This is a genomic window from Amnibacterium flavum, from assembly GCF_003097495.1.
GTDB classification, from domain to species: Bacteria; Actinomycetota; Actinomycetes; order Actinomycetales; family Microbacteriaceae; genus Naasia; species Naasia flava.
In genome coordinates this window covers 1,598,775-1,614,195 of sequence record NZ_QEOP01000001.1, presented here as the reverse complement: position 1 = coordinate 1,614,195, position 15,421 = coordinate 1,598,775, and the positions used below count along the sequence as shown (strand labels likewise).

The 15,421-nt window shown below is 70.4% G+C and carries 12 protein-coding genes; 5 read left to right on the top strand and 7 right to left on the bottom strand.

Annotated elements, in window-relative coordinates; genetic code table 11:
- Positions 1-42: 42 nt before the first annotated feature.
- Positions 43-1,866, top strand: a complete 1,824-nt coding sequence (locus DDQ50_RS07485) for a serine/threonine-protein kinase (RefSeq protein ID WP_116755983.1) — start codon at positions 43-45, stop codon at positions 1,864-1,866.
- A gap of 9 nt (positions 1,867-1,875) precedes the next feature.
- On the opposite strand, the gene dxr is transcribed toward DDQ50_RS07485, so the two are convergent.
- Positions 1,876-2,958 (bottom strand): 1-deoxy-D-xylulose-5-phosphate reductoisomerase, encoded by a 1,083-nt coding sequence (gene dxr / locus DDQ50_RS07480; RefSeq protein WP_116755982.1) that lies wholly within the window; start codon positions 2,956-2,958, stop codon positions 1,876-1,878.
- Between the two features lie 214 nt (positions 2,959-3,172).
- On the opposite strand from dxr, the gene DDQ50_RS07475 reads away from it, so the two are divergent.
- Positions 3,173-4,117, top strand: a complete 945-nt coding sequence (locus DDQ50_RS07475; protein WP_116755981.1) for a hypothetical protein — start codon at positions 3,173-3,175, stop codon at positions 4,115-4,117.
- A gap of 21 nt (positions 4,118-4,138) precedes the next feature.
- Here DDQ50_RS07475 and DDQ50_RS07470 read toward each other — a convergent pair whose 3' ends face one another.
- Entirely contained in the window at positions 4,139-4,606 is a 468-nt protein-coding gene (locus tag DDQ50_RS07470) for an OsmC family protein (RefSeq protein WP_116756175.1), read from the bottom strand.
- Between the two features lie 62 nt (positions 4,607-4,668).
- Between DDQ50_RS07470 and gabT the strand changes: the two genes are divergently transcribed.
- Both gabT and DDQ50_RS07460 read left to right on the top strand, forming a co-directional pair.
- Positions 4,669-6,036: a 4-aminobutyrate--2-oxoglutarate transaminase gene (gabT, locus tag DDQ50_RS07465; RefSeq protein ID WP_116755980.1), complete on the top strand. Its 1,368-nt coding sequence runs from the start codon at positions 4,669-4,671 to the stop codon at positions 6,034-6,036.
- Between the two features lie 47 nt (positions 6,037-6,083).
- Positions 6,084-7,094, top strand: coding sequence for an asparaginase (locus DDQ50_RS07460; RefSeq protein ID WP_116755979.1), 1,011 nt, complete (start codon positions 6,084-6,086; stop codon positions 7,092-7,094).
- Positions 7,095-7,155: 61 nt separating this feature from the next.
- Here the strand turns inward: DDQ50_RS07460 and DDQ50_RS07455 are convergent, their stop codons facing one another.
- The 4 genes from DDQ50_RS07455 to DDQ50_RS07440 are packed head-to-tail and all read right to left on the bottom strand — an operon-like array spanning position 7,156 to position 11,334.
- Positions 7,156-8,028: an ABC transporter permease gene (locus DDQ50_RS07455; protein WP_116755978.1), complete on the bottom strand. Its 873-nt coding sequence runs from the start codon at positions 8,026-8,028 to the stop codon at positions 7,156-7,158.
- A complete protein-coding gene (locus DDQ50_RS07450) occupies positions 8,025-8,942 on the bottom strand; it encodes an ABC transporter permease (protein ID WP_116755977.1) in 918 nt (305 codons plus the stop codon). Before DDQ50_RS07450 ends, DDQ50_RS07455 begins: the two co-directional genes overlap by 4 nt.
- Before the next feature lie 6 nt (positions 8,943-8,948).
- Positions 8,949-10,154 carry an ABC transporter ATP-binding protein gene (locus DDQ50_RS07445; RefSeq protein ID WP_116755976.1) on the bottom strand — a complete coding sequence of 402 codons (1,206 nt, stop codon included), beginning with the start codon at positions 10,152-10,154 and terminating at the stop codon, positions 8,949-8,951.
- Between the two features lies 1 nt (position 10,155).
- Positions 10,156-11,334 (bottom strand): ABC transporter substrate-binding protein, encoded by a 1,179-nt coding sequence (locus DDQ50_RS07440; protein WP_116755975.1) that lies wholly within the window; start codon positions 11,332-11,334, stop codon positions 10,156-10,158.
- Positions 11,335-11,548: 214 nt separating this feature from the next.
- Here DDQ50_RS07440 and ald point away from each other — a divergent pair, with 214 nt between their 5' ends.
- Positions 11,549-12,664 (top strand): alanine dehydrogenase, encoded by a 1,116-nt coding sequence (ald, locus tag DDQ50_RS07435; RefSeq protein WP_116755974.1) that lies wholly within the window; start codon positions 11,549-11,551, stop codon positions 12,662-12,664.
- 11 nt (positions 12,665-12,675) lie between these two features.
- On the opposite strand, the gene DDQ50_RS07430 is transcribed toward ald, so the two are convergent.
- Positions 12,676-15,342 (bottom strand): FtsK/SpoIIIE domain-containing protein, encoded by a 2,667-nt coding sequence (locus DDQ50_RS07430; protein WP_116755973.1) that lies wholly within the window; start codon positions 15,340-15,342, stop codon positions 12,676-12,678.
- Positions 15,343-15,421 lie beyond the last annotated feature (79 nt).

The window sequence follows — 15,421 nt, the reverse complement described above, 5'->3', positions numbered from 1 at the left end:
ACTGAAGATGGTAGGCAGAACGCCGGCGAGGAGAGGCAGGGCATGGATACGAGGTCGTTGCCGGTTCCGCGCACCATCGCGGGCCGCTACACGCTCGGTCCGCTCATCGGTCGCGGCGGCATGGCGGAGGTGTTCCGCGCCTACGACGAGCGTCTCGGCCGCGAGGTCGCACTCAAGCTCTTCCGTCCCGACGTCGCGGAGGCGCGCGACATGCGTCGGGTCCGCTCCGAGATCAGGACGCTCGCGGCGCTCAATCACCGGTCGCTCGTCACCCTGCACGACGCCGCGGACGGCGACGACGGGAGTCCTGCGTTCCTCGTGCTCGAGCTCGTCGAAGGAGAGGACCTTGCGGCCCTCATCCGCGACGGGGTGCTGCATCCCGCGGAGGTCGTGGACCTCATCGACGACGTGGCGAGGGCCCTCGCCTACATCCACGCGCGCGGCATCGTGCACCGCGACATCAAGCCCGAGAACATCCTGGTCTTCCGGGGCGACGACGGCGGTCGGCACGCGAAGCTCGCAGACCTCGGCATCGCCCGCATCGTCGACGAGTCCCACCTGACCGAGGCCGGCGCCGTCATCGGGACCGCCGCGTATCTCAGCCCCGAGCAGGTGGCGGGCGAAGCCGTGGGAACGGCGACGGACGTGTACGCGCTCGGTCTCGTCCTGATCGAGGCGTTGACCGGCGAGAGCGCCTTCAGCGGCTCGCGGACCGAGTCGGCGATCGCACGGACCGTCCGGGCTCCCCGGCTTCCCGCCGGCCTCGACCGCGAGGATGCGGAACTCCTCGCGGCGATGACGGCGCGCGATCCGCGGGACAGGGCGAGCGCTGCGCAGGTCGCCGACGGCCTCAGCGCGTGGGCGTCCTACGGCCCGTTCCGATCCGGTCCCGGCACCGCCGTCGATCCCGCCGCGGATGACGAGACCCGCGAGCGCACGGCCGCGACCGAGGTCATCGGCGCCGCATTCGCCGAACGGGACGCCGCCATCTCTGTCATCCCCGCCGGCGATGAGACGGCGCGCACCGAGGTGCTCGGGCGCGCCGAGGAGCGCACCCGGGTGCTGCCCGTCGCGGCCGAGGCGGTCTCCACCGACCCGTACCGGGAATCGATGCCGACCGAGGTGCTCGGCGGACGGCCGGCGTCAGCTCCCCCTGTCGCTCCCCCGCAGCCCGACTGGTTCGAGCCCGTCGATTCGGTCGAGCCGTCACCGGGCGCGAGCCCCGAGACCCGCACCCGCCGACGCACGCTCTGGCGTCGCTTCGTGATCTTCGTCATCGCACTCGTCGTCGCCTGCGGTGCCGCGATCGCGCTGTGGCCCGCGATCAGCTCGCTCGTCGACCCGCCGAAGCCGCCGGTGCCCGCGTATCCCGTGGTCGACGGCGACCTCGGAACCAGTCTCACCGCCCTGCAGCAGACCGTCGGCGGTGACGGCTTCGCCTACTCGGCGCAGGAGACCCTGCAGAACGATGTGCTCGCCGTCGCGACCGCCGCGGCCGTGCCCGACCTCGACGGTGCCGCCACCGCTCTCGACGGAGCCTCGGTGCACCTCGATCTCGCCGCGACCGCCGATCAGGTCACCTCGGGCGCGTATCGCGACATGATCACCGCGATTCAGAACGTCGAGACCCAGATCGACGCCGCGGTGCGCGCGGAGCGGCAGGCCGAACTCGAGCGTCAGCAGCAGCTCGAGCAGGAGCGTCTCGAGGAGGAGCAGCGCCAGCGCGAGGCGGAGGAGGAGTCCGAGAACTCGGGACCCGGGTCCGACTCCGACTCGTCGGGACCGGGTTCGGGCACGGACGACCCGCTCGGCGAACTCGGGCGCACCCTGCGGGAGCAGTGGGAGCGCTGGATCGGCGAGGGCTGAACCGCCGGGTCAGCCCGCGATGAGCTGATCGGCGCCGGCTCGTGCAGCCCGCTCCACCTCGAGCAGCGACTCGTAGGTCAGCTCGCCCAGGGGCTCCGAATGCGCCTCCACGACGGCCTGGATCGTCTCGACGATGCGGGGGAAGCCGATCCGGCCATCGTGGAACGCCTCGACGGCCTGCTCGTTGGCCGCGTTGTAGACCGCGGGGAACGTGCCGCCCCGCTTGCCGACCGCCTTGGCCAGGGCGACCGCCGGGAACGCCTCCTCGTCGAGGGGTTCGAAGGTCCAGCTCGAGCTCGTCGTCCAGTCGAGCGGCACCCCGACCCCCGCGATGCGGTGCGGCCAGTCGAGGCCGAGTGAGATCGGGAGGCGCATGTCGGGCGGTGATGCCTGCGCGATGGTCGATCCGTCGACGAACTCGACCATGGAGTGCACGATCGACTGCGGGTGGACGACGACGTCGATGCTGTCGTAGTCGATGTCGAACAGCAGGCGCGCCTCGATGACCTCGAGGCCCTTGTTCACGAGGGTCGCCGAGTTGGTGGTGACGACACGGCCCATGTCCCAGGTGGGGTGCGCGAGCGCTTCGGCGGGGGTGACGTCGTCGAGGGTCTCGCGCGAGCGCCCGCGGAACGGACCGCCCGACGCGGTGAGGACGAGCCGTCGCACCTCGGTGTGCAGTCCGGATCGGAGGGCTTGGGCGATCGCCGAGTGCTCGGAGTCGACGGGGACGATCTGCCCGGGCGCGGCGATCCGCGTCACGAGGTCGCCGCCGACGATGAGCGACTCCTTGTTCGCCAGCGCCAGGGTGCGCCCCGACTCGAGCGCGGCGAGGGTGGGCGCGAGGCCGACCGAGCCGGTGATGCCGTTGAGCACGACGTCGCAGTCGAGGTCCTGCACGAGGCGGACCGCGTCTTCGACGCCGAGTCCCGTTGCGCCGACACCGAACGCCTCGGCCTGCGCTGCCAGCGCGTCGGCGTTGCGGCCTGCGACGAGCCCGACGACGGTGAACCGGTCGCGGTTCGCGGCGATCACCTCGAGGGCCTGGGTTCCGATCGATCCGGTCGAGCCGAGGATGAGCACACGTCGCATGGCCCCATCCTCGCGCACCCGATCAGCGAGCGCCTGATGAGCGAGGCCTGGCGCGAGCGCGGGCGCGCGCACGTTCCGGCGCTCGGGGCCGGCCGCAACGTGCGCGCATGCCCGGAACGCCCGTCGCGGGTGAGGTGATCCAATCCACGGCGTCGGGTCTGCGATGTCAGGGTGGGGCGGGCCCGAGCGCAGGGTGCCGGGTTACGGTGGTGGGATGCCGGGGATCTGGAGCACCGTCGCCGCCGGAGCCGTCGTGATCCTGGCCGCACTCACCCTGCCGCACGGCATCCCCGAGGCGCCGCAGTCCGCCGCTTCAGCCAGCGCGGTCGCGCCGACCTCCGGCACGCAGAGCGCCTCGCTCGTGGTTCTGCGCGCCGCCGACTCGGCCGACTTCGACCCCGGCTTCCTGATCAGCGACGAGCGCTTCTACGACGACACGGCGATGACCGCGGCCGAGGTGCAGGCCTTCCTCGAGCAGACGGCATGCCGGCCCGTCGACGGCGTCGACTGCCTCGCCGACTACCGGCAGAGCACACCGGATGTCCCCGCTGTCGGAGCCGGCCACTGCGGCCGGTACGTCGGAGACGAATGGGAGTCCGCGGCGGTGATTATCGCCGGCGTCGCACGCGCCTGCGGTATCAACCCCGAGGTGCTGCTCGTCCTCCTCCAGAAGGAGCAGTCGCTCATCACCCGGCCGAACCCCTCCGGTTACGAGCGGGCGATGGGCTACGCCTGCCCCGACACGGCCGACTGCGACACCGAGTACTTCGGCTTCTTCAATCAGGTCTACAACGCGGCCTGGCAGTTCCGGCAGTACACGCTCTTCCCCACCGACCGCGGTTTCGCGATCGGGACCAACGATGTGCTCTACAACCCCGAGGCATCGTGCGGATCGGGTCCCGTCGAGATCCGCAATCAGGCCACCGCAAACCTCTACCTCTACACGCCGTATCAGCCCAACGACGCGGCGCTCGCCAATCTCTACGGAGACGGCGACGCGTGCTCGTCCTACGGCAACCGCAACTTCTGGCGCATCTTCACCGACTGGTTCGGCGATCCCGCCGCATCCCGCTTCCCGGCCTGGATGGGGCAGTGCCTCACCCGCGATGACGGAGATCCCTGCCTCGACGCCTTCTGGGTCGCACCGCCGGAGCGGTGACGGAAGGGCCCGGGACGCGGATCAGTCGGCGATGGTCGTCGGTTCGTGATCCACCGGGAAGTTGACCGACGCGGCGATGAAGCAGTCCGCGCTCGCCTCGCGGTGCAACGACTGCGCCAGTTCGATCTGCGCCGGGTCGGAGATGCGGACGGCCGGGCGCAGCACGACGCGGGTGAAGTGCCCGCCGTTGCCCTCCTGGACCATCGTGCCCGTCGGCGAGTCCGTGTACCCCAGCACGGTCACGCCGTGCCGGACGGCGGTGTGCAGGTAGGACAGCATGTGGCATTCGGCGAGGGCGGCGATGAGCAGTTCCTCGGGGTTCCAACGGTCGGAGTCGCCGTGGAAGACCCGCGCCGACGATCCGTCGATGGGCTGCTTGCCCGGTGCGCTGAGAACCCCCTGCCGTCCGTACTCGCGGTAGCCGCTGGTGCCCGTCCCACGGTTGCCGACCCACTCCAGGTCGAGGGCGAAGGAGTGCTCGGAAGCCATGGTCAGGATGCTACCGAGCCCCACCGGGAATGCCCGATCCGGGCGGCGTAGAATCTGCAGCGATGACTGACACGGCCCTTCCGACCTCCTCCACCGACCTTCTCGACGTGCCGACGGGCCGCCGGATCGTCACCGCCATCCCCGGCCCGAAGTCGCAGGCGCTGCAGGAGCGTCGCCGCAAGGTGGTTCCCCCTGGCGTGCACTCCGCACTCCCCGTCTACATCGACCGGGCGCACGGCGCGCTCCTCGTCGACGTCGACGGCAACAGCTTCATCGACCTGGGCGCCGGGATCGGCGTCACCACGATCGGACACACGGTCGGCCCCGTCGTCGAGGCGGCGAAGGGCCAGCTCGACAGCTTCCTGCACACCCTCTTCACGATCACCCCGTACGAGTCCTACGTCCGCGTCGCCGAGCTCCTCGCCGAGCACACACCCGGCGACTTCGAGAAGCGTTCGATGCTGATCAACTCGGGGGCAGAGGCGGTGGAGAACGGCGTGAAGATCGCACGCAAGTACACCGGTCGCCGGGCGATCGCCGTGCTCGAGCACGCGTACCACGGGCGCACCAGCCTCACGATGGCCATGAACTACAAGGCCATGCCGTACGGCACCGGCTACGGACCCTTCCCCGGCGACATCTACCACGCACCCAGTTCGTACCCCTACCACGACGGTCTCTCCGGGCCGGAGGCGGCGGCCCGGACCATCACCTACCTCGAGAAGCACATCGGCGCGACCGACCTCGCGGCGCTCGTCGTCGAGCCCATCCAGGGCGAGGGCGGCTTCATGGTCCCCGCCGAGGGCTTCCTCCCCGCTCTGCAGGAGTGGGCGACCGCGAACGGCGTCGTCATGATCGCCGACGAGATTCAGAGCGGTATGGGCCGCACCGGCACCTACTTCGCGAGCGAGCACTTCGGCTGGGTCCCCGACATGGTGCTCTCGGCCAAGGGGATCGCGGGCGGTCTCCCCCTCGCGGCCGTCACGGGCCGTGCCGAGATCATGGACGCGTCGCAGCCCGGCGGGCTCGGGGGCACCTTCGGCGGCAACCCGGTCGCCACCTCGGCCGCCGTCGCGGTCTTCGAACTGCTCGGTGAAGAGAACCTGCTCGCCGAGGCCGGCCGCATCGAGAAGCGGCTCAAGGCGGGGCTCTCGGCGATCGCCGAGAGGTACGACATCATCGGCGACATCCGGGGCATCGGCGCGATGGTCGCCATCGAGCTCGTCGAACCCGGCACGGGAGACAGCACGAAGAAGCCGAACGCGGCAGCGGTGACGAAGCTCGCGGCCTACGCGGCGCAGAACGGCGTGCTCATCCTGACGGCGGGCACCTACGGCAACGTACTGCGTTTCCTGCCGAGTCTCGCCATCACCGACGACCAGCTCGATGAGGCTCTCGGCGTGCTCGCCGACGGCTTCGCGACACTCTGATCCGGGGTGCGCTCCTTCGTCGTCGTCTCCGCGCGCCCGGAGTCGATGTGAACGCCGCAACGCCTCAACGAGGCACCTTCGCCGTCGAGGACGCCGTCGAGCTCGCCGTGGTCGAACGCAGCGGCTTCGTCGAGTCGCGGCACATCGGCTCCGCCGTCGTGATCTCCGCGGAGGGCGAGGTGCTCCGCGAGCTCGGCGACTCCCATGCTCCCGTTCTCCCGCGCTCCACCCTCAAGCCGTTCCAGGCGCTCGCCTCGCTCGCGAGCGGCGCTCAGCTCAACAGTGTCGAGCTCGTCGTCGCGACGGCGAGCCACCGCGGAACGGTCGAGCAGTCGAAGACCGTCCGCCGCATCCTCGGCAAAGCGAGGCTCGGTCTCTCGACCCTGAAGTGCCCTCCCGCCTGGCCCGACGACCTCGAGGCACGCAACGAGCTGGTGCTCAGCGGGCACGGCCCGATGGCCGTGTTCATGGAATGCTCCGGCAAGCACGCCGCCATGCTCCAGGCCTGCGTCGCGAGCGGCTGGGATCGCGACAGCTACCTCGATGTCGACCACCCTCTGCAGGAGCGGGTCCGGGAGGTCATCCAGCGGATGACCGGCGAGCACATCAGCTCCACGGCCATCGACGGCTGCGGGCTGCCGGTCTACGCGATCACCCTGCAGGGTCTCGCCGCAGGCTACGCGCGGATGCGGACCACGAAGCACGATTCGCCCTGGCCGCTCTACCGCGACGCCGCGACCCTCGTCGACGCAGTGCTCGAGCACCCTCATCTGATCAGCGGTCGCGACCGACCCGACGCCGTGCTGATCGAGGAGCTGGGCGCACTCGCGAAGGTCGGTGCGGAGGGCCTCCTCGTCGCGGCGCTCGAGGACGGCACGACGGCCGCGGTGAAGGTGCTCGACGGCAATGGCCGCGCAGCCGCCGCCATCGCCGTGGAGCTGCTCGCCTCGGTCGGCGCGATCGACGCCCCCGCGCTCGCGCGCGTACGGGCACGCCTCGACCTCGCCGTGCGGGGCGGCGGAGTCCCGGTCGGCGAGATCCGCGTCACCGCCGTCTAACCTGCGCGAACTGCCCACTTCGGGCAGTGCTGCGCGCCCCGCACTGGTTGAAGTGGGCGAGTCAGCGGGTGGATACCCGCTTGCGGCGGACGGCTGCGCCGATCTGGGTGATCAGTACCGCGGCCAGGGCGAGAAGGAAAATCGCGGACGCGATGACGTTCGCTTCAGCGGGGATCCCCCGGGCGGCGGCCGTGTAGATGAACTTCGGGAACGTCGACACGGGCCCCGAGTTGAAGCTCGTGATGATGAAGTCGTCGAAGCTCAGCGCGAACGACAGCAGGGCTGCTGCGGCGATACCCGGTGCGAGCAGGGGCAGGGTGATGCGGAAGAAGACCTGCGCGGGCGAACCGTAGAGGTCGCGTCCCGCCTCCTCCATCGCCGGGTCGAGACTCGCGACGCGCGCCCGGACCGTCACGATGACGAAGCTCACGCAGAACATCACATGGGCGAGGATGATCGTCGCGATCCCCTTCTGGACCCCGGCGGTGAGGAACTGGGCGGCGAGCCCGGCGCCGAGCACGACCTCGGGGGTTGCCATGGGCAGGAAGATCAGCAGGGTGACCGCCGACTTGGCCCGGAAGCGGTAGCGGGCCAGCGCGATCGCCGCCGCTGTCCCGATCGCGGTCGCGACCACGGTCGAGACGACGGCGATCAGGATGCTGTTGGCGAAGGCCTGGCAGACGCCCTGCGCGTTGCAGACCCCCAGCCAGTTGTCGAGGGTGAAGCCGCGCCAGACGATGTTCGTGCGCCGGTAGTCGTTGAACGAGAACACGATCGTGTAGACGATCGGGATGAGCAGGTAGATCAGCACGATCGCGCTGAAGACGCCGAGCACCCAGGTGCCGCCGCGGGGCCTCTGCCGACGGGATGCCGGTTTCTGAGGGGCGGCGATGGCGTCGGCGATCGCGACGCCCGCCTGGCCTTCGCCGCTCATACGAGTTCGTCCGTTCCGCTGCGCCGCACGTACACGGCGACGAGGATGAGGATCGCGCCCATCAGGATGATGGACAGCGCGGCGGCCGCCGGGAAGTTCTGCAGCACGAGGAAGTTCGCCTCGACCGCGTTGCCGAGCATCGACGTGTCGGGAGAACCGAGGAAGTCGCGGCTCGCGTTGATGTAGTCGCCGGCGGCGGGGATGAAGGTCAGCAGCGTCCCCGACACGATGCCCGGAATCGAGAGCGGCAGCGTCACGGTCCGGAAGGTCGTGAACGCGTTCGCGTAGAGGTCGCTGCCGGCCTCGAGCAGTCGAGAGTCGAGCCGTTCGAGCGACGCGTAGAGCGGGAGCGTCATGAACGGAACGAAATTGTAGACGAGACCGAAGATGACCGCGGCGGGTGAGCCGATGAAGTACTCCCCCGGCCCGAGCAGCGACACCGCCTGCAGGGCGTGGACGATGGGCGATTCGTTCGAGAGGATCTGCTTCCACGCGAGGGTGCGGAGCAGGAAGCTGATGAAGAACGGCGCGACGACGAGCACGAGCAGCAGACTCTGCGCGAGCGAGTACCGCCGCATCGTGACGCCGATGAAGTAGGCGAGGGGGTAGCTGATGATGAGCGCGATCACCGTCGCGGCGAGGGCGCAGCCGAAAGAGCGCAGGATCTGCGGCCAGTACTCGCCGATCACATCCGCGTAGTTCTCCCACCGGAACGCGTAGTCGTACTGTCCGATGTCGCCGTAGAGGCGGGGCGCCTGGAACGACGTGAGCACCAGCGAGATCAGGGGTGCGAGGAAGAACAGCGCGAGATACGCGATGCACGGGATGAGCAGGAACAGGGCGGTGCGTCCGCCCCGCTTCGTCTCACCCTGTGGCGCACCCGCTGTCGTGGGCGCGAAGGCCGCGATCGCCATGGCGGACTACAGCTCGGCGTCCGTGGCGGCGAGCACGGCCCGGTGGCGCTGCTCGTCGAGGCTCGCCTCGGAGTCGCTGTCGAGGGCGAGCTGCGGCAGATCGGCCGGGTCGTCGTCGAGGCCGAAGCCGTGCTCGACCCTCCAGCTCAGCCAGACCTCCGCGCCGACCGTGACGACGGGACCGAAGACCATGTTCTGCGCGAACACGGTGACCGTGCCGAAGCCGGGCACGGCGACGAGGTAGGACGTGCTGACCCCGCTGAAGGACACGTCGAGCACCCGGCCGGGACCGATCGAGTTGACGGTCGAGTCGTAGTCGGGGGCGGTGGTGTGCAGCAGGAGCTTCTCGGGCCGAACACCGAGTACGACCCGTCCCGACCGCCGCCGCGTGCGCGAGGTCGGCACGGCGATCCGGCGACCGGCGACGTCGATCGCGACGACATCGTCACCCGCGCTGACGATCTCGCCCGCGAACAGGTTGGACTGACCGAGGAATGTCGCGACGAACGCCGTCCGCGGCAGCTCGTACAGCTCCTCCGGTGCGCCGAGCTGCTCGATGCGTCCCTTGTTCATCACCGCGACGGTGTCGGCCATGGTCATGGCCTCCTCCTGGTCGTGGGTCACGTGCAGGAAGGTGAGGCCGACCTCGCCCTGGATGGTCTTCAGCTCGAGCTGCATCTGCCGTCGCAGTTTGAGGTCGAGCGCGCCGAGCGGCTCATCGAGCAAGAGCAGGGCGGGACGGTTCACGACGGCGCGGGCGAGCGCGACGCGCTGCTGCTGGCCACCCGACAGCTGTGCGGGTTTGCGAGAGGAGACGTGGTCGAGCTCGACCAGCTTGAGCGCCTCGTGCGCCTTCGCCACGGGGTCGCCGATGCCGCGACGGCGCAGCCCGAAGGCGACGTTCTCGAGGACCGTCATGTGCGGGAACAGCGCGTAGCTCTGGAAGACCGTGTTCACCGGGCGCTGGTGCGCCTTCTCGCGCGTCACGTCCTTGCCGCCGATGAGGATGCTGCCGGCGGTCGCCGATTCGAGGCCGGCGACGAGTCGGAGGGTCGTGGTCTTGCCACATCCGGACGGGCCGAGCAGCGCGAAGAACGATCCCGCGGGGATCGTCAGATCGAGGTCGTCGATGGCGGTGAAGCCGGGGAACTCCTTGCGCACGCCGATCAGCTGGAGATCGGCGCCGGAGTCGGCGAAGGCTGCGCGTGCCATGTCAGCCGAGCAGGACCTTCTGGAACTCCGCCTGGAACTCCGTCTCCTCCTGTGCGGTCAGCGACCGGAAGGGGTGGACGGTGGAGAGGGTGTCGTCGTCGGGGAAGATCAGCTGGTTCGCCGCGAGCTCGGGATCGATGGCCTCCGCCGCCTCCTTGGCGCCGGCCACCGGGGTCACGTAGTTGACCCACGCGGCCACCTGCGCCGCGACCTCGGGCTCGTAGTAGTAGTTCATGAGGGTCTCGGCGTTGGTCTTGCGCGTCGAGCCCACCGGAACGACGAAGGTGTCGTTCCAGAACGTGCCGCCCGCCTCGGGGACCATGAACTCCCACTTGTCACCGGACTCGGCGTTGAGGACCGTGATGTCGCCGGACCAGCAGATCGCGGCGAGCGTGTTCTCGGAGGCGAGGTCCTCGAGGTAGGAGTTGCCCTTGACCGCGGCGATCTGCCCGCTCGCGACCTGCTCGCTGAAGGTGTCCATCGCGGCCTGGAACTCGTCGGAGCCCCAGTCGCCGGTGATGTCGACTCCGTTCTCGAGCATGATCAGGCCGAGCGTGTCACGCATCTCGCTGAGGACGCCGACCCTGCCCTTGAGCTCGGGGTTCCATAGGTCGCTCACCGTGCGGATGCCGTCGGGCAGAGCCTCCTTGTTCCAGCAGATGCCGCCGAAGCCGCCCTGCCACGGGAGGCTCTTCGCCCGGCCGGGATCGAAGTCGGGGTCGGCCAGGGTGGCTGTGAGGTTCTTCTTGTTCGGGATGTTCGCCTCGTCGAGGTCCTGCACGTAGCCGAACCGGATGAGACGGGCGACCATCCACTCGGTGAGGCAGACGGTGTCCGCCCCGATGTCCTGCCCGAGGGCGAGCTGGTCGCGGACCTTCGCGTAGTAGGTGTTGTTGTCGTCGACATCGACGAGGTAGTTGACCGAGATGCCCGTCTGCTGCTCGAAGGCGTCGAGCGTCGGGTAGTTGCCGTCGTCGTCCTCGTCGATGTAGGCGGGCCAGTTGGCCCAGTTGAGGGTCTTGTCACTGGCTGAGTTGTCCTTCGCCGCGGTCGGCGGGGCGGAGGTGCCCGTCGAGCACGCCGCGAGCGCGAGCGCTGCCGCGGAGGCGCCGGCGCCGGCGAGGAAGCCGCGCCGCCCGACCTGCCACGCCCGTGCCTGACGGACGATCTCTCGCACCATGGGGTCTGTTGGCAGTTCGCGACGGGGACTCAAGTGCGCTCCTCGGGTCGGGGGTGACGATGTTGGTCGATCCTGACACAGCGTTGCGCTCTGTGGCGCGGCCACGGGGCAGATCGATCATGTTGAAACACAAACTTCACGAAATCCGCGGTGCGGGGAGCCAACTTCCGCGGATTCCATCGTCACGGGCGGGACCAGCGGATACGCTGAAACCATGCGCATCGGTGTGCCCAAAGAGATCAAGAACAACGAATTCCGCGTCGCGGTGACTCCCGCCGGCGTGCACGACCTCGTCGGGGCGGGGCACGAGGTGGTCATCGAGACGGGGGCCGGAGTCGGCTCGTCGATCACCGACGAGGAGTACGTCGCGGCGGGCGGATCGCTGGCCGACGTGGAGACGGTGTGGTCGAGCGCCGACCTGCTGCTCAAGGTCAAGGAGCCGATCGAGTCCGAGTACGGTCGGTTCCGCAGCGACCTCGTGCTGTTCACCTACCTGCACCTCGCGGCCGAGCCCGAGCTCACCCGAGCCCTGCTCGATTCGGGCATCACCGCGATCGCCTACGAGACGGTCCAGCTCCCCGGCCGTTCGCTTCCGCTCCTCGCCCCGATGAGCGAGGTCGCGGGTCGTCTCGCACCGCTCGTGGGCCAGACGACCATGTTGAAGCCGAACGGCGGTCCCGGTCTGCTGGTGCCCGGTGTGCCCGGCACCCGACCGGCCAAGGTCGTCGTGCTCGGCGGCGGTGTCGCGGGAACGAACTCGGTGTCCGTCGCCGTCGGCCTGGGAGCCGACGTCACGGTGCTCGACACCAACCTGTTCCGTCTGCGCGAACTCGACGCCCTCTACGCGGGACGCGTGAAGACGGTCGCATCGAACAGCTACGAGATCGAGCGCGCCCTTCTCGAGGCCGACCTGGTCATCGGCTCCGTCCTGCTGCCCGGCGCCAAGACTCCCAAACTGGTGAGCAACGACCTGGTCTCGCGGATGAAGCCGGGCAGTGTTCTCGTCGACATCTCGGTCGACCAGGGCGGCTGCTTCGAGGACTCGAGGCCGACGACGCATGCCGACCCGACCTTCCCGGTGCACGGGTCGCTCTTCTACTGCGTCGCCAACATGCCGGGCGCGGTGCCGAACACGTCGACCTACGCGTTGACCAACGCCACGCTCCCCTACGTTCGCGCGCTGGCGGCCAAGGGCTGGCGCGAGGCGCTCGCCTCCGACCCCGCACTCGCGGCCGGACTGAATGTGTTCGACGGCTCCGTCGTGAACGCGGCGGTCGCGTCGGCCCAGGGCCTCGAATCGGTGTCCGTCGAGAGCGTGCTCGCCCGCTGAGGTCAGCCGCGTCACCCGGCCGGGTCCCGTCCTGCGTCGGTGACGAGGACTCCACGGGTGACGGGCTGTTCGGGTCGGACGACCCACACCCGGTCGTTCCCCGGTATCAGGGCGGGCGGGAGGGTCCGCTGACCGGAGACCAGACGGAACTGGGAGACGGTGCACCGGTCGTAGACGCAGGCGAGCGTGGTGACCAGAGCCCAGAGCGGCGACGATCGCTGCCAGGTCTCGGGATCGGCGACGAGGACCACCGCCGTGCCGGGGTCGACGATCAGAGCCGCGCCGATCTCCTGCGGACCGAGCCCACGGGCGTCGATCGCGAGCAGTGACGGCATCCGCGCAAGCGAGGTCAGCCGGTCCCCCGGTGTCGTCGTCACGAGACAGGTGACGCTCCCGCGGGCGAAGCCGACGTCGGGCGCCGCACCGTGACGCGTCGGGACCGCACCGTGACGCATCGGGACCGCCCCGGCGAGCGCGACCTGCACCCGCGCACCGCGCCACACCCCGGCGCCCGCGCCGATCCTCGGATCGAACAGCGCCCCCGGCGCGCCCGCCAGCACGTGCTCGTCCCGCGACGACACGCGCAGCACGAGGGTCGCGCCGAGCTGGGCGGCGATGGAGCGCGAACCCCCGCCGACCGGGGAGGTCGCGGTCACCACGACCGCCCGACGGCGCCGCCGCAGCATCGCCGCGAACAGTTCCGGCACGACGGCCGAGTGCTCGTCGGACAGGGCGTCGAACGCGGCGTCGAGATCATCGATCACCAGCGGCTCGGTGCCCTCGTCGGTCAGCGCGTCCCAGAGCGTCTCCGCACCCGTGGGGCCTCCTCCGGCGAGGACGGGCACGCCGAGCTGGTGGGCGATCGTCGCAGCGGCCGTGCTGCGGCCGGATCCGGGAGATCCGACCACCGCGAGACCTCCGTCACGGGTCGGCTCCCACACCGCGGGCGGCTGACGTCCCTCCTCGGGGAGATCGCCGAGCCCGAGCAGGACCGCAGGGTGGTGCAGGCCCGCCGCTTCGGGCTCGCGCAGGAGGGAGGCGAGGTCGAGCCGCTCCGGAAGCGGGGGAAGCCAGGCGATCTCGGCCGGTGTCGCGCCCAGCATCCGCGCCTCCGTCGCCACGGCGGCGGCGTCCGCGACGGACACGAGCGCGACCTGGGCCTCGATCGGCGGTTCGCCGTGCAGCGCCACCCAGCACCTCCCGGGAAGAGCCCGCGGGATCGCCGCAGCCGCCGGCGTCCCGATGACGGCGGAGCTGTCGGCCGAGTCGACCACGCGCAACGAGATCCGGAGACCGAAATTGGCGAGGAGCGAGTCGCGCATCACGCCGCTGGGGCGCTGCGTGCAGAGGATCAGATGCATGCCGAGCGAGCGACCTCGGGCGGCGATGTCGGTGAACAAGGCGTGCATCCGATCGTTCGCACCCAGGAGCACAGCGAACTCGTCGACGACGATGACGAGTCTCGCGAGGTCGGGGCAGTCGTCGACGGACCGGGCACGGCGCTCCCGTAGCAGGTGCTCGCGGCGGCGCATCTCGGCCGCCAGGCCGGCGGTGGCGCGGTCGATCATCGGACCGTCGAGGTCGGTAACGATGCCGCGCACGTGCGGCAGCCCGTCGAGCCGGTCGAAGCTCGCTCCTCCCTTGAAGTCGAAGAGGAGCATGCCCAGCCGATCGCTCGGGTGGGAGGCCGCCATCGCGAGCAGCCAGGAGACGAGCAGATCGCTCTTCCCGCTGCCCGTGGTTCCCGCGACGACGGCGTGCGGGCCGTCGGCCACGAGGTCGAGTTCGAGCGCGCCCGATGCCGTGGCGGCGAACCGTGCCGCGAGTCCGGATGCGGGGCCCCTCTCGGTGCCGTCAGCCTCGCCGCGACCGGGCAGCGCGGCGAACGCCAACCGTGTCGGCGGTTCGCTCGCGCTCGCGACGGCCCGCCGTCGGAATCGCGCGATCTCGGCCCCGCTCAGCAGCTCGGGCACGAACTCGTCCGCACTTCCGATGAGGTGCGCGCGCGTGGGTCCGTCGATCTCGACGAGGACCTCGCACGCCGGCGCGAGTTCCGCGGCGCTGCCGCCGCGCCGGATCAGCCCGCCGGCCGCGCCACCACGGCCGTGCCCGAGCCAGAGGAGCTGGACCTCGAGCGCGCGCGCCAGCGCTTCGGCGAGCGCCGGCTGCCCGACGATCCCGATGCCGCCCTGCGCATCCACCACCACCGGCGCATCGGGCACGCGCGCGGCGTGCTCGGCGATGGGTCGGTCGGCCACGGCGGCGGCGGCCAGATCGATGCCCGACGGGACCGTCCCGGTGCCGAGGCGAAGGGAGGGCGATCGTCCCTCCGCCACGGGCGGAAGCGAGTCGAGTTCGAGCAGCTCGCGAGCCGTCGGCGCGGTCGCCGCCCAGCGCAACCGCAGTGCCGCATGCTCGGCGGCGACATCGACACTCAGCTGCGCGAGGGCGTCAGCGCGTGCCGCGGCCGCAAGGCGAGCCGCTCTGCGGCCGCTCACGCGTCCGTCGACGAGCGCGGCGACGGCCATCACGGGTCCGAGGGCCGCGAAGGCGAGCGACAGCGGTGATCGGGTGATCGCGAAGAGCACACCCGCCGCGAGCACGGGCGCGATGGCGCCCATCCACGGGAAGGGGATCGGCGGGCGTTCGGCGAGAGGCGCCGGCAGTGCGAGTCGCATCCCCGCAGTCCAGCAGGCCGACACGCGACGGGAGCCGCGGCCGGGGAATCAGGTGGAGAACGCGGTCGTCGGGCACTCT

What these genes read in the sequence shown, in the direction of transcription:
- DDQ50_RS07485 (WP_116755983.1), top strand. Translation starts at nt 43, where the DNA reads ATGGATACGAGGTCGTTGCCGGTTCCGCGCACCATCGCGGGCCGCTAC.
- dxr (WP_116755982.1), bottom strand. Translation starts at nt 2,958, where the DNA reads ATGCGACGTGTGCTCATCCTCGGCTCGACCGGATCGATCGGAACCCAG.
- DDQ50_RS07475 (WP_116755981.1), top strand. Translation starts at nt 3,173, where the DNA reads ATGCCGGGGATCTGGAGCACCGTCGCCGCCGGAGCCGTCGTGATCCTG.
- DDQ50_RS07470 (WP_116756175.1), bottom strand. Translation starts at nt 4,606, where the DNA reads ATGGCTTCCGAGCACTCCTTCGCCCTCGACCTGGAGTGGGTCGGCAAC.
- gabT (WP_116755980.1), top strand. Translation starts at nt 4,669, where the DNA reads ATGACTGACACGGCCCTTCCGACCTCCTCCACCGACCTTCTCGACGTG.
- DDQ50_RS07455 (WP_116755978.1), bottom strand. Translation starts at nt 8,028, where the DNA reads ATGAGCGGCGAAGGCCAGGCGGGCGTCGCGATCGCCGACGCCATCGCC.
- DDQ50_RS07450 (WP_116755977.1), bottom strand. Translation starts at nt 8,942, where the DNA reads ATGGCGATCGCGGCCTTCGCGCCCACGACAGCGGGTGCGCCACAGGGT.
- DDQ50_RS07445 (WP_116755976.1), bottom strand. Translation starts at nt 10,154, where the DNA reads ATGGCACGCGCAGCCTTCGCCGACTCCGGCGCCGATCTCCAGCTGATC.
- DDQ50_RS07440 (WP_116755975.1), bottom strand. Translation starts at nt 11,334, where the DNA reads ATGGTGCGAGAGATCGTCCGTCAGGCACGGGCGTGGCAGGTCGGGCGG.
- ald (WP_116755974.1), top strand. Translation starts at nt 11,549, where the DNA reads ATGCGCATCGGTGTGCCCAAAGAGATCAAGAACAACGAATTCCGCGTC.
- DDQ50_RS07430 (WP_116755973.1), bottom strand. Translation starts at nt 15,342, where the DNA reads ATGCGACTCGCACTGCCGGCGCCTCTCGCCGAACGCCCGCCGATCCCC.